This window comes from Actinoplanes sp. NPDC048967, from assembly GCF_040649415.1.
Classification (GTDB): domain Bacteria; phylum Actinomycetota; class Actinomycetes; order Mycobacteriales; family Micromonosporaceae; genus Actinoplanes.
Map to the genome: position 1 here is coordinate 51,708 of NZ_JBEZFL010000003.1, position 12,684 is coordinate 64,391.

Genomic DNA, 12,684 nt, shown 5'->3' on the forward strand with positions numbered 1-12,684 from the left:
GACGGTGGTCAGTCCGACTGCGGCGACACGGCGAACTCGACCGTTCCCGTCCCGTCGACCACCGCGTCGAGCGCCTTGTCGTCGAGCAGCGTCGCGGCATCGGCATCGATGAACAGCCGCGCCCCGGCGGCATTGACGATCTGATCTCCCGCCTTCGGCAGCGGAGCCAGGCTCAGGCTCAACGCGCCACCCTGCGGGTCGGCGGCGATCCGCAAGCCGGCACCGTCAGGCACGGTTGGCTGACTGGTGAGGTCACGAATGGCCGCTGCGGCGTTCTCGGTGACAGCAAGCATGGGGGCTCTCCTCGTTTCTCATCGTCGTTCCGGTCGCGATGACCCCTGCGACGATTCAACGCCCGCATGGCGAAGTCCCGACGGGCGTATGACGGTTGCGTGACAGCTCGCCGGAGGCGCCGGTCCGCGCTCAGCAGAAAACTCTGCTCGGCTCAGTCGCCCGGACCGGACCGCACGCACGCCGGCACAACCCCCCGCAGCACAGCAGCGCAGAAGCGGACGCGGACCAGCTCAAGGTCGCTCGCACTGAAGGCGAGGCCCACGGCAAGGCCTTGCACGCCATGGCCGAGGAAGACGGCGCCGCCACCTGCCGCGCCGGCGACTACGTCATCGCCTTCGTCAACGAGAAGGCCGAAGGCCATAGCCTCGTCCTCACTGTACGCATCGCTGTTCCGACCTTCATGCGCCACGACCCGGTTAACGGCAAGCGCTACGCCCAGCCCGTCACCGCGCGCTTCGAGAAGGTCCGGTTCGCCTCCGAGCGCAAGCCGAGCCCCCGCACAGCCGCGCGGCACCGACTCACTGACCGCCGGCACTGACCGGCCCGCTGCCGGTGACTGAGGGCCCCGAACGAAGCGGATCGAGCCGGCTCCGCCGGCTCGATCGCCGTCGTACGCCAACCTCGGGAATCCGGACACCACCGCGTGAACGACCGACCGGAGGGGTAGGCGACGCAGCCGTTGCCCATATGGCGGCCATGCGCTGGCATCGGTCGCGGGAAGTGAGCTGAAACGGTGACGAGTCAGCAGCTTAAGCACTCAGGATCGCGGATGGAGGCGCAGTGACGGTCTGGAAGCGTCACCACGATCACACCTTCTCCTTCAATGCACTGTCGCTGTTGGTCTGTGGCGTGGTGGCGGGAGTGGTCGTGGCCGCGGCTGCCTTTCCGGCCGCTGCCATGTCCGGTCTGATCGCCAGGGACGGCAGCCGGGCCTTCGCGAGCCTGCCGAGTCAGCTCCGCGACTTCTCCTCCCCCCAGATCACCCGCATCTACGCGTCGGACAACAAGACCCAGATCGCACAGTTCTACGACGAGTTCCGCAGCGACGTGCCCTTGAAGGACATCTCGAAATACATGCGCGACGCCATCGTGGCGGCCGAGGACCGGGAGTTCTACCACCACAACGGCGTCGACCTCAAGGGAGCCGTCCGGGCCTTCGTGAACAACAACAACGGCAGATCCCGGCAGGGCGCGTCAACGATCACGATGCAGTGGGTCCGGATGTCGCTGGCGTACTCGGCGACGACGCCGCAGCAGGTGGTTGACGCGACCGAGGACACGGCCAAACGCAAGGTCACCGAAATGAAGTATGCGCTGCAGGTGGAGGAGCAACTGTCCAAGAACCAGATCCTGGAGCGCTACCTGAACATCGTCCCTTTCGGCAACCGGGCGTACGGCGTGGCGGCCGCCAGCTACCTCTACTTCCGCAAGAAGCCCAATGACCTCACGATCGGCGAGGCCGCCATGCTCGCCGGCATCGTGAAGGCACCGACCAGTATGAACCCTGTCAGCCGGGACGGTCATCAGCAGATCCGACAGCGCCGAAACAGCTATGTCATTCCCGGCATGCTCCAGATGGGCATGATCACGGCAGCCGAGGCGGCCGCCGCGAAGAAGGAAGCCATACCTCACAAGGTCAAGCAGGTCGGTAACGGCTGCGTGTCGGTGGCCAGGAACAGCTGGGGCTTCTTCTGCGACTACTTCTACCGCTGGTGGATGAGTCGCTCTGAGTTCGGAGCGAACGCGTACGACCGGGAGCGGCGCCTGAAGAGCGGCGGATACCGGATCACCACGACCCTGGACGTCGACGCCCAGAAGCACGCGCGGCACCGGATCGCCCAGCTGATCTCGCAGAAGAACAAGAACGCTCTGCTGCTTGCCGCGGTCGAGCCAGGCAACGGAAAGGTACGGCTGCTCGCGGCCAACCGCCGATACAAGCTGGACAATCCGTCCGACCCGGAGAACAGACTGAGCTCCGACCCGAAGAAGGCGGCCAAGGGCATCCGGGGTTCGTACCCGAACACGACCAATCCGCTGCTCACCGGTGGCGGCGACATCACCGGCTACCAGGCCGGCTCAGTCATGAAAATCTTTACGATCGTCGCAGCCCTGGAGGACGGCTACCCGCTCGACTACACCATCAAGGCCGAAAAGCGGGCCAGAACCCACTACATCGTCGACCGCGACAACGACTCCGCCTGCCCGGGCACCCACTTCTGGTGTCCCGGCAACGCCGGAGGCGGCGGCGAGGGTCGCTACAACATGTGGACCGGCTTCGGTAAATCCATCAACACGTACTTCGTTCCGCTGGAGGAGCGGGTTGGCGCCGAGAACGCGGTGGCGGTCGCCAAAAGGTTCGGTGTGAAGTTCCGGTCCGCGAGTGACGCCGAGTACGCGTCACCGAAGCGGGCCCACCAATGGGGCGCCTTCACCCTCGGAGTATCTTCCACGACGCCTCTGGACATGGCGAACGCGTACGCCACGCTGGCCGCGGACGGCAGACACTGCTCTCCGACCCCGGTCGAGCGGATCGTCACCCAGGACGGCGAGAAGCTGGCCGTCGGCAAATCCCGCTGCGTCCGGGCGACCGGCAAGGATGTGGCGCGCGCGGCGCTTGACGCGGCCCGCTGCCCGGTCGGCGACTCGGCTCGGCTCGGCCGATGCGACGGCAGCACCGCCGCGGCCACGAAGCGCATCGTCGGACATCCCGTGTTCGGCAAGACGGGTACCACCGACAAGGACAAGACCGCCGCTCTGATCGCGGGCACCGCGTCCCTGATCGTGGCTGGTTACCTGGTCAACCCCGACTACCCGAACCACCGTGACCGGTTGCGCCACGATCAGGTCAATCCCGCGGTCTACCGGACACTGGCCGACTACATGAAGGGCAAACGCAAGGTCCAGTTCAAGAAACCGGCGAACGAGAAGCTCGCCCACGGTAACTCCTGAGCGGCCGCCGCCCGGCCGAGGAGGCTCGGCCGGGCGGCGGCCGTGAACAGCGGTGTGCCGAGGGTCGAAGGCCACCATCCGGCCGGTTGCCTTGCGCCGACCGGATGGTGCGCCAGCCGATGGCGCCGCGGCCGACGACTGATTCGCGGGGGTCGAATGCGTCGACCGCGACAGCATTTCATGCTCGCGTGCGGATATATCGTCTTCCCCGCGCTGTCATATCAGTTGTGTGACGACCCGACCGAGGCAAAACGGCAACGCGATTCCCTCGATCTGCCACTCGATGCTCAGAACGACTCTCGTACGTCGAGCTACGAACGACTACCGCTGCCCGAACCGTCCAGAAGATCGTCGAGGCCGCCCCGCCGAAGCTGCTCCCGAACCTGCGGGTCCGGGTCGACCACCACGAGATTCGCATCTTGAGCGGCGGCATCCTCATGGCCCGACCGCAGCGCGACGATTCCGGCGTCCGACAGCGATGTCACCGAGCTGAGATCCACGACGATCCGCTGGGGACGAGTGGCGGCCAGCACCGCGATGACTCGATCGCTGAGCTTGTGGGCGTCTTCGGAGCGTATCTCGCCTTGCGGCTCGATCGCGATCGCCATCGTCGGTTCCGCCAACCGGTGAGTGCTGATCATGAGTGTCATCGGATCTCCACCAATCGTAGACAATGAACCGCGGCGTGCCGCGGCGCGGCTCTGACACGATCGAGCATTCACCTCGTCTATGACGATTATCGATCAACGATTCGCCACTCCTATGACATTCACACGACCCATCCGAACAGGGAACTCGGCAAGTGACCGTCACCGGCACCACTTGCCCGCCCGCGAGCCGGTCAGATTGAGCAACGCCGCATGCTGCCATGCTCAAGTCCCACACGCAGCAATCCTCGCTGCTGGTCACACGAAGGAAGGCCTGCGCTCGGACAGCTACCACGCATGCGTCACCGGCGATACGTGCACTACAGCACCTATTCGGCTCGCCGCGTCACCTGGTGCTCCGCCGGAGAATGCGGCGGGCCGCAACGGCCGCCACGCCGAGCATGACCACCAGAACGACCCACAGCAGGCGCGGGTCCATCGCCGGACGAATTCCCACGTTCGCCTGCGCCAGCGCAACCTGCGACGTGTCCTGCGCGGGCGGCAACGCGGCCGGCGCGAGCTTGTCGTAGCGGACCAGACCGGTGCTCTCCAGCATCTGCATGTGGTTCATCACGAAGATATTCGCTTCGTCGGCCAGCTTCCGCACGACGGGGTTGCGCGTACCGGCACGCACCGCGCCGATCACCGGGAAGATCTTGCCGTGGGCCGCCCGGAGCCGAGCCACGAAGATGTCGTCGAAGCGGTCCCCGTTCGCGTTCTGCATCTCGTTGACCCAGCCCGCCTGATCGGCTGTCGGTGCGGACGGAATCGTGGCGCCCAGCTTGTTCGCCGCGTCGACCACCAGTTGATCCAGCTCAACGTGCTGGTCCGCAATCATCGTGCCGACCTTGCGGACGATTGCTTTGCCGCCGCGTTGCGCGGCCATCTGTCCGGCCGGGATCTCCCACAGACCGGCCTGACGTACGCCGTTGAGCAGCATCATGTCGGCCGCGTTGAGCTGAGTCGGCACCGCCGGACCAGCCGATGCCGGAGACGGCACCGCGGCCCCGACGATCAGTACAGCGATCAACGGGCAGGCTGCACGCCATGCCGGCGACGGACGGTTCATCTCCACACCTCCACATGCACACGCCGGACGGCTCGACGTGTCCTCGGAGGGAGGTACGGGTGCGCCTCAAGAATCGTTCACATGTGCATCTATTTTTGAGAACCCGGATATCCGAGGGCTTCCTCACCGGCCACCGACGACGCCCATTGACTCCACCACTGGGCGTCCGGCACCTCACCGGCGGCCTCCACCAAGGCGTGTAGCACCGCGGCGAAGGCCACCGGCCGGATCAGCGACAGGTCACTGACGAGATCGGCGATCGCCGCGCGCCGGTGGCTCATGACCTCGCCGATCAGATCCCGTCCGGCAGGGGTCAGCGTCATCCAGGCGGCGCGACGGTCATCCGCGCGCTCACGGCGCACGACGAGGCCCTTACGCACCAGCCGGTTACACATTCGGGTCGCTGTCGACGACGTGACCGCGAGTTCCTGAGCCAGATCGACGACCCGCTGAGGCCCGCGCGAGACCAGCACGACCAAGGTGCGGAACTGCGCCAGCGTCACGTCCTCGCCGAGGCTTCCAAGCGAACGAGCGGCCAGTCCGACAAACACGCGGCTGGTGGCCAGGAGCGCACCGACGACCTCATCCTCCGCGGCCGCATACTGCCGCTCCACCACGCCTTCCATGGCATCACTGTGCCACGGTCGCGGCAGAGGCTGTCACACGACTGTCATCCGTCCGCCGGTAAATCTTCAAGTTTCGCGGTGCCGCGAGGTTCAGGAATCCGGCATGGCTCTGATCCAGCACGGCGCCCTCCCTGCTCGCGGCTCGAGGCGATGGGCAGCAATGCGCAACCAGCCCCTGTGGAAATGACGCCACTCCTGGCCATATCGCCGTGCCCCCGCAACAATGGCGGTGTGCGAGGACGGCATCTTGAACGGCTCCGAGTGCCGTTCGGCCCGCGCTGAGGAGGCGGCAATGAAAGATGGGGACATACTCCCGATCGACAACCCCGCCCGCCCGGGTTCACGCGGTGGTAGCGGCAACGGCCACCCGGTCTGAGCGTCACCGGCGATGCGTACGATCGAACCTCCGGGACCACCGCATGGACTTCGTCGGCTGCTGCTGAAAGCGCCGTTGGCGGTGTACCGCATCGGCTTGGGTGCCTTGTTCGGGCACCGGCTGATCCGACTGGAGCACGTGGGACGGCGGAGCGGGCGTGTTCACAACGTGGTCCTCGAAGTCGTCGACCATGACCCGGTCGCCGGAACGCTGACCGTGGCCTCCGGATTCGGCGCCCGAGCAGACTGGTATCGCAACTTGCTGGCTCATCCCCGGACCCGGATCACCGTGGGCAATCACCGGCGGACAGCGACAGCACGGCGGTTGTCGTCCGACGAGGGAGCCAGATGCATGGTGGCCTACGCGCGGCGACACCGCCGGATGGGTCGCCGGCTCGCCCGGTTCATGGGGTACGAGGTCGACGGAAGCGACCAGGACTTCGCCGCGCTGGGCCGGCGGCTGCCGTTCATCCGTCTCGAGCCGTCCGGTGATCCGGTTGCGGATCACCGGAGCTGATCGTGCCTGGCCGTGCGGGGCGCCGAGTCGTGCTGCCGGAGCCGTGAACTGTCAGGAGCGTGCACAGCCGGCGGACAAGCCACCGACCGCCCGGCGACGATCCGGGTACTGACGGAAGACTTTGTCGAGCATGGTGGCGGCCAGCGTACGCCGGATCGCGGGCTGCGGCGCCGCCAGGCACAACTGGTGGCCCCGGCGCTCAGCCAGCCGCCCGGCCTCCACGAGTGCACCCAGCGAGACGCAGTCGATCAATGTGACATCCGCGAGGTCCACCACGATGTCGGTGCCCCGCTCGACGCCGTCCTCCAGGCAGTCACGCAGCATATCGGCCGTGTCGAGGTCCAGGTCACCATGCAACTCGACGACTGTTACAGAACCGCCGGGGACCGTGCAGGGTTCATCGAGGGGTCGCTCCATTTGGCCCTCCAGCCGTCGGCCGTACGCTGACGAACTCACAATGCCGCACCAGCATGGCGGCTCTTCCGCGAATCGATGACAGATTCGTGAAGCCGCGGGGTCATGCGCACTGGCGTCCCGCGCCGCGGGTCGTTATCGCCCGCAGCCCGAGGCCGCACCACCGACCGAATCGGTCAGCTGCAGCAATCGCATGACGGTCGCATGACGATCCTCGCGATTGGGTGAAAGTCTCATGACTTCTCGGTCGGATCGGGTTGTCCGAGAGCACGGTGGGCAAGCGCGAAGAAGAAAGCTCTTTCCCGCGAGGAGGATCCACGATGGTAGCCGTAACCGAGAATGCCGCACGCGCCGTACGGCGAATGACCAACACCGAAACCTATCCGCATGCCGGATTGAGCATCAGGAAGGTCGACGACGACAAATTCGCTCTCTCGATCGTGCCGGACAACGCAGGTGGCGAGGTCGCCGTCCCCGGAACAAACGTTTACCTGGACCAGCCGGCTGCCGCCGCGCTCGAACACGCCACACTCGACGCCGACGCGAATGCTAACCGTGCCGGGCAGCTCATACTCAACTCGACCCATTTCGAAAAGCCGTGTCCGGCGGCGTCGTCCGATTCCTCCCCCGAATAGTTTCCGCCCCACGTGAAGCGTGCCGGCAAGCATATCCGGCCACCCTTTCGGGCGCTGTGCCTTTCAGGGCGATCGCAACCGCCCAGCCAAGGAGAGTGATCATGCCGAACGTTCAACAGCCCGAGATGCGTCGCAGCGGTGAAACCCGCCTGGTCCAGGACAGCGACGGCCCCAATGGCGCTACCGGCAAGAGCCCGCGCGCCGAGCACCGCAAGATCCCGGCCGATCAGCAGTCCCCGCACGACCCCGGCGCCACCGCGAACAACGGCCGGCAGGAACCCCGCGGCCGCGACGCTGAAGGGGAGTAGGGCCCGGGCGGAAGCGTCAGTCCGTCCTGAGCACTCATGAATGCCCACGATCAGTCACCGGGGCGGTGTCGGTGTTCATGGTGGTCACGCCGGGCAGCCAGGCCAGGCCGGCGGTATGAAGGCGCCGGTCTGGCCAGGGTTGCCGATCGACCGGGCAGCCGTCAGGGCGAGGGCCAATGGGGACGCGACGGCGATAAGCGGCGGCCCGTGTCGGTCCCGCCGAGCGCCAACGCGGCACGTGCCACCGTGCCCGGCGCCATCGACCCCGCCGGCGCCCGGGCCACCACCTGGCCCAGCGGGCAGGCCAAGATCTACGGCCGTACCGCGGACGATCAGGGCGGCGTCGTGGCGTTTGCCTGGGGCGCGGTCGCGGTCGTAGAAGGCGCGGCTGACCGGGTCGGCCAGGGCCGCGAACGCCGCTGCTGGCGAAGAGTCAGTATCCGTCAGCTGCGCTATTCCGCCGGGCCAGGCGCCGGGTGAGTCTAAGCTGGAGGTGATGACCTGGTGACCGCGGTCGTCGAACGCTTTCTTCATCTATCCCGATCCGCGGGCACCCGGTGCCGTCGGACGCTGCCGATACAGCCCATTTCGGCAGGAGATTCCGGAGGGTGGGCGCGGTCATGAGACACCGCCGAAGCGCCCGTAAGGCTGGATGGGTGATGGACTTGCGAACTGCCTGTTTCGTTGGTTGACCGCTTTCGACTGGTGCCCAGGAGGAAAGGCACGACGACGGCCGCGACGGCGATGTGCATCAGGCCCAAAGCGACGCGGGTGCCGGCGTGGATGCCGGACCCGGCCAACGGCAGCAGCGATACCAGGAGTACAACGGCTGCTGCGATCGTCCAGACTGGGCTTGCTTTGGATGTCAGTCGCTCCAGCGCCGCCATGACCGTCCACGCCGCGACAGCCGCGATGACGGCGACGAGGACGACGGCGATCAAGCCGATCTCCTGCGGACGCTGACCGTCGCGGACGGGAACCTGTAACTGATGACCAAGGATCGGGACTGTGGCGATCCAAATCAGGGCGGGTGCCAAAGCGGCTGCAGCTGTGCCCAGCATGCGGAGTCGTCGTCGCGCGGTCTTGTCTCGGCGGTCTCTGGCCGGCCGGGACCTCATGCCGGTTCCTTGGTGGTAAGAGCGCCGTGCAGGAACAGGTCGACGAGTTGCTCGGCGGGGACTCGCGGCGGTTGCTGATCACGACCTCGTTCGCGACCGAAGAACAGAGCGAGGAAGGCGTTCGCGAGCGTCTCGGCCGGCAGACGCAGGTGCCGCTGGTCGGGTTCGAACAGTTCGCTAAGGGCTTGCCGGGTGGCGGCCCGGGAGGCGTCGCGACCGGAGGATCGGGTGTCTGGTTGGTCGTCGTTGGTGGGCGTGGCCCGTGGCCGACGATGGGGGGTGCCGGAGGCGTGGAGTGCGCCGATGACGGTGCCCATCCGGGCGAGGTGGGCGTCGAGGGCTTCGACGGCGTCGGTCAGGCGGGTGGCCAGGGGCTGATCCAGCGAGATGGACTGCAGATCCTGCAATACCTGGGTGGGATCGAGGGCCTTGGTAACGCAGGCCTGTAGGACGTCGTCCTTGTCGTCGAAGACCCGGAAAATGGTGGCTTCGCCGATGCCGGCGGCGCGTGCGATCTGCGCGGTGGTCACGGCGGCGCCGTACTCGGCGACGAGCGGTAGGGCAGCCTGCACGATGGTCTCGCGTCGTTGTTCTGGTGTCATTCCCGGCGCGCGGCGCCGGCCTGGCATTGTCGTCATAACCCGATGATGCGGAGTGAGTACTCACTCCGTCAAGACAATTGAGAGATGTACCCGGCGCTGCAATCAGCGGTGATCACCACCACGTCCTCCTCAGATCAACTCTCCTGTCACCGAAGAGTAGGGTCGGGGCATTGCCGAGATGCGGCGCTCCTACCCCTCGGCAGCCCCTGTGGGCGAAGGCGCCCACCGGTGGCGCGGCGGTGACACCTCGCGCAGCAATCCGTAGTTCGGCTGCACATCTGCAAGCGGTGTGCTGGTGTGCGCCTCACAGGCGTGCGCTTCGACGAGAAATGAGTTCTATGTCCTTGCTACTGTCGGCGGCCCGCTCGCCTCGGCCGTCTCGCCCTGCCTGGCTGTCCTCTCCGCGCGTACTGCGTACCGAGGTCCTCGCCGGCCTGGTCGTGGCGCTGGCATTGATTCCCGAGGCGATCTCGTTCTCGATCCTGGCCGGCGTCGACCCGCGGGTTGGACTGTTTGCCTCGTTCACGATGGCCGTCACCATCGCTTTCACCGGCGGCAGGCCCGCGATGATTTCCGCCGCCACCGGCGCGATCGCCTTGGTCGTGGCCCCGCTGGCCAAGGAACACGGCCTTGATTACCTGATCGCCGCCGTCGTTCTCGGCGGCCTCTTCCAGGTGATTCTTGCCCTGGTCGGAGTGGCGAAGTTGATGCGGTTCATCCCGCGCAGCGTCATGGTCGGCTTCGTCAACGCCCTCGCGATCCTGATCTTCACCGCCCAGGTCCCGCACCTGATCGGGGTGCCCTGGCTGGTCTACCCGATGGTCGCCCTCGCCTTGGCGATCATGGTGTTCCTTCCGAAGCTGACCACCGCGGTCCCGGCCCCGCTGGTGGCGATCGTCGCCCTGACCGTGTTCACGGTCGTCGCGCACATCACCGTGCCGAACGTCGGCGGTGAGGGCACCCTGCCCGACAGCCTGCCCACCCTCGGCCTGCCCGACCTGCCCTACGAACTGGCCACCCTGAAACTCGTCGCCCCGTACGCGCTCGGCATCGCCCTGGTCGGCCTCATGGAATCGCTGATGACCGCCAAACTGGTCGACGACATCACCGACACCCACTCCAACAAGACCCGCGAGTCCTGGGGCCAAGGCGTCGCGAACATCGTCACCGGGTTCTTCGGCGGCATGGGCGGCTGCGCCATGATCGGCCAAACCATGATCAACGTGAAGGCGTCCGGTGCCCGGACCCGCCTGTCGACCTTCCTCGCCGGGGTCTTCCTGCTGATCCTCGTCGTCGCGCTCGGTGACGTGGTGGCGTTGATCCCGATGGCCGCCCTGGTCGCGGTGATGATCATCGTGTCGGTAGGGACGTTCGACTGGCACAGCATCGCCCCGGCCACCCTCAAGCGGATGCCGGCCGGCGAGATCATCGTCATGGGTGTCACCGTCGTCGCTACCCTGGCCAGCCACAACCTGGCCATCGGCGTCGTCCTCGGCGTCCTGACCGCGATGGTGATCTTCGCCCGCCGGGTCGCGCACTTCGCGCAGGTCACCAGCGTCCTGGACCCTGATGGCAACACCCGGATCTACTACGTGCACGGCGAGTTGTTCTTCGCCTCCAGCAACGACCTGGTCTACCAGTTCGACTACACCGGCGACCCCGAGCACATCGTCATCGACCTGACCGCCGCGCACATCTGGGACGCCTCCTCGGTCGCCGCCCTTGACGCGATCACCACCAAGTACCAGACCCGCGGCAAGGCCGTGGACATCGTCGGCCTCAACGACGCCAGCGCCAGCTTCCACGAAAACCTGGCCGGCAAACTGAAAGCCGGGCACTGATGGCCACCGGGCACACTGAGGCCATGTCCGGACGGCACATGCAGATCGGCGAAGCCGCCGAACGCGTCGGCTTGAGCATCCGCACCATCCGCCACTATGAAGACGCCGGCCTGGTCGTGCCGTCGGCGCGTAGCGAGGGTGGGTTCCGGCTCTACACCGAGCCCGACCTCGACCGGCTGCGCGTGGTGAAACGAATGAAGCCGCTCGGGTTCACCCTCGAGGAGATGCGCGACCTGCTGCAGCTGCTCAACGGGCTCGCCACCGCCGAAGGCGACGAACGGGCCGGTCTGCAGGATCGGCTCGCCATGTTCCACACCGCGGCCCAGGCACGGGTGCAAGCGCTGCGCGAACAACTGATCACCGCGGAGGGATTCGCTCAGCACATCCAAGACCACATCGAGCTACACAGCCACTGACCCGGCGGCGGCTGGACTTTCGGTGGCCTTGTTGCCGAGAACCGGCAACACTCGTGGATTTCTACCGTCGGACGCGGCCGGTGTCGGAAGGTCCACGCCGCGTAACGACTCGCCGTCGGCTGCCGCGAACGACCAGCGGCATGTGAGTGCTGTCCAGCTGCCTCGCGCGCCGCGTTCGCGTATGCCAGGTACGAAGGCCTGGCAGGTGTGCAGGGTGCCGTTGACGTTGACGGAGAAGGTGCGAGCTCAGCCGTCGAGCGGGACTTCCCACAGGGGCGCGTCCGGGCCGACGATGCCGGCCGAATTGATCAGGATGTCGACGGGCAGGCCTGTTCCGCGGCGGCTCGTACAGTTGCCGCGTCGGTGACATCGACGTTCAGGTCGGCGCCGTCGGCGATGTCCAGGGTGATGACCTTGATGCCGTCGGTGGCCACGCGGGTGACGATGGCTCCGCCGAGGCCGCTTATGCCGCTGGTGAGTGTCCATGCGCTGAGCCTAACGTGGCTGCCGACGAGGACTGGTGGCCGCGTCTCGACATTCGACGACCGCGGAACAAGGCGAACGCTCGACGACTACTACTACAGGCAGAGCCTGCATGGCTGAGGACTCCGTGGTCTACGCGCTGGGCCGGCTCGTGGCGCGGATGATGTCCGTCCATGAGGTGCTCCGAGAGCCCGTAATGATTCGCAACGCCAATGAATACGAGCAAGCCTAACCGCCGGGCGGCCGCACAGTCTCTATGCGTAGTGAGCGGAGGCGGCAGCAGATGAGCCGATACACCAATTGATGACTTCACTGGTCGGCTACTACCGGAATAGCTAGATTTCTTTCTGCCATGATGCAGTGGAGGGCTAGCTCCCGCCGCCAGAGGTC

Annotated in this window: 16 protein-coding genes; 8 read left to right on the plus strand and 8 right to left on the minus strand. The window is 66.4% G+C overall.

What is annotated here, in order from left to right:
* Positions 1-8 precede the first annotated feature (8 nt).
* Entirely contained in the window at positions 9-293 is a 285-nt protein-coding gene (locus AB0C12_RS12840) for an adhesin (protein WP_360547271.1), read from the minus strand.
* A gap of 95 nt (positions 294-388) precedes the next feature.
* On the opposite strand from AB0C12_RS12840, the gene AB0C12_RS12845 reads away from it, so the two are divergent.
* Positions 389-832: a hypothetical protein gene (locus AB0C12_RS12845; RefSeq protein WP_360547273.1), complete on the plus strand. Its 444-nt coding sequence runs from the start codon at positions 389-391 to the stop codon at positions 830-832.
* A 242-nt stretch (positions 833-1,074) separates the two neighbouring features.
* Positions 1,075-3,243 (plus strand): transglycosylase domain-containing protein, encoded by a 2,169-nt coding sequence (locus tag AB0C12_RS12850; protein ID WP_360547275.1) that lies wholly within the window; start codon positions 1,075-1,077, stop codon positions 3,241-3,243.
* A 311-nt stretch (positions 3,244-3,554) separates the two neighbouring features.
* On the opposite strand, the gene AB0C12_RS12855 is transcribed toward AB0C12_RS12850, so the two are convergent.
* The 3 genes from AB0C12_RS12855 to AB0C12_RS12865 all read right to left on the minus strand — a co-directional run bounded on the left by AB0C12_RS12855 (position 3,555) and on the right by AB0C12_RS12865 (position 5,585).
* A complete protein-coding gene (locus AB0C12_RS12855) occupies positions 3,555-3,893 on the minus strand; it encodes an STAS domain-containing protein (protein ID WP_360547276.1) in 339 nt (112 codons plus the stop codon).
* Positions 3,894-4,236: 343 nt separating this feature from the next.
* Positions 4,237-4,959, minus strand: a complete 723-nt coding sequence (locus AB0C12_RS12860) for a DUF4142 domain-containing protein (RefSeq protein WP_360547278.1) — start codon at positions 4,957-4,959, stop codon at positions 4,237-4,239.
* A gap of 89 nt (positions 4,960-5,048) precedes the next feature.
* Positions 5,049-5,585 carry a MarR family winged helix-turn-helix transcriptional regulator gene (locus AB0C12_RS12865; RefSeq protein ID WP_360547280.1) on the minus strand — a complete coding sequence of 179 codons (537 nt, stop codon included), beginning with the start codon at positions 5,583-5,585 and terminating at the stop codon, positions 5,049-5,051.
* Positions 5,586-5,973: 388 nt separating this feature from the next.
* Between AB0C12_RS12865 and AB0C12_RS12870 the strand changes: the two genes are divergently transcribed.
* Entirely contained in the window at positions 5,974-6,477 is a 504-nt protein-coding gene (locus AB0C12_RS12870; protein ID WP_360547282.1) for a nitroreductase family deazaflavin-dependent oxidoreductase, read from the plus strand.
* A 51-nt stretch (positions 6,478-6,528) separates the two neighbouring features.
* On the opposite strand, the gene AB0C12_RS12875 is transcribed toward AB0C12_RS12870, so the two are convergent.
* Complete coding sequence (locus tag AB0C12_RS12875) at positions 6,529-6,894, minus strand: STAS domain-containing protein (RefSeq protein WP_360547284.1); 366 nt, start codon at positions 6,892-6,894, stop codon at positions 6,529-6,531.
* 359 nt (positions 6,895-7,253) lie between these two features.
* On the opposite strand from AB0C12_RS12875, the gene AB0C12_RS12880 reads away from it, so the two are divergent.
* The 3 genes from AB0C12_RS12880 to AB0C12_RS12890 all read left to right on the plus strand — a co-directional run bounded on the left by AB0C12_RS12880 (position 7,254) and on the right by AB0C12_RS12890 (position 8,314).
* Complete coding sequence (locus tag AB0C12_RS12880) at positions 7,254-7,526, plus strand: hypothetical protein (RefSeq protein WP_360547286.1); 273 nt, start codon at positions 7,254-7,256, stop codon at positions 7,524-7,526.
* A gap of 101 nt (positions 7,527-7,627) precedes the next feature.
* Positions 7,628-7,834 carry a hypothetical protein gene (locus tag AB0C12_RS12885; RefSeq protein ID WP_360547288.1) on the plus strand — a complete coding sequence of 69 codons (207 nt, stop codon included), beginning with the start codon at positions 7,628-7,630 and terminating at the stop codon, positions 7,832-7,834.
* 207 nt (positions 7,835-8,041) lie between these two features.
* Positions 8,042-8,314 (plus strand): hypothetical protein, encoded by a 273-nt coding sequence (locus AB0C12_RS12890; protein ID WP_360549066.1) that lies wholly within the window; start codon positions 8,042-8,044, stop codon positions 8,312-8,314.
* A 50-nt stretch (positions 8,315-8,364) separates the two neighbouring features.
* On the opposite strand, the gene AB0C12_RS12895 is transcribed toward AB0C12_RS12890, so the two are convergent.
* Together AB0C12_RS12895 and AB0C12_RS12900 are read right to left on the minus strand one after the other, a co-directional pair.
* Positions 8,365-8,952 (minus strand): DUF6069 family protein, encoded by a 588-nt coding sequence (locus AB0C12_RS12895; protein WP_360547290.1) that lies wholly within the window; start codon positions 8,950-8,952, stop codon positions 8,365-8,367.
* On the minus strand, positions 8,949-9,590 hold the full coding sequence (locus tag AB0C12_RS12900) for a TetR/AcrR family transcriptional regulator (protein ID WP_360547292.1): 642 nt from the start codon (positions 9,588-9,590) through the stop codon (positions 8,949-8,951). Before AB0C12_RS12900 ends, AB0C12_RS12895 begins: the two co-directional genes overlap by 4 nt.
* Positions 9,591-9,892: 302 nt before the next feature.
* On the opposite strand from AB0C12_RS12900, the gene AB0C12_RS12905 reads away from it, so the two are divergent.
* Together AB0C12_RS12905 and AB0C12_RS12910 are read left to right on the plus strand one after the other, a co-directional pair.
* Positions 9,893-11,395 carry a SulP family inorganic anion transporter gene (locus AB0C12_RS12905; protein WP_360547294.1) on the plus strand — a complete coding sequence of 501 codons (1,503 nt, stop codon included), beginning with the start codon at positions 9,893-9,895 and terminating at the stop codon, positions 11,393-11,395.
* A 23-nt stretch (positions 11,396-11,418) separates the two neighbouring features.
* Complete coding sequence (locus AB0C12_RS12910) at positions 11,419-11,811, plus strand: MerR family transcriptional regulator (RefSeq protein WP_360547296.1); 393 nt, start codon at positions 11,419-11,421, stop codon at positions 11,809-11,811.
* Positions 11,812-12,119: 308 nt separating this feature from the next.
* Here AB0C12_RS12910 and AB0C12_RS12915 read toward each other — a convergent pair whose 3' ends face one another.
* Positions 12,120-12,245, minus strand: coding sequence for a hypothetical protein (locus AB0C12_RS12915; RefSeq protein WP_360547298.1), 126 nt, complete (start codon positions 12,243-12,245; stop codon positions 12,120-12,122).
* Between the last annotated feature and the right edge of the window lie 439 nt (positions 12,246-12,684).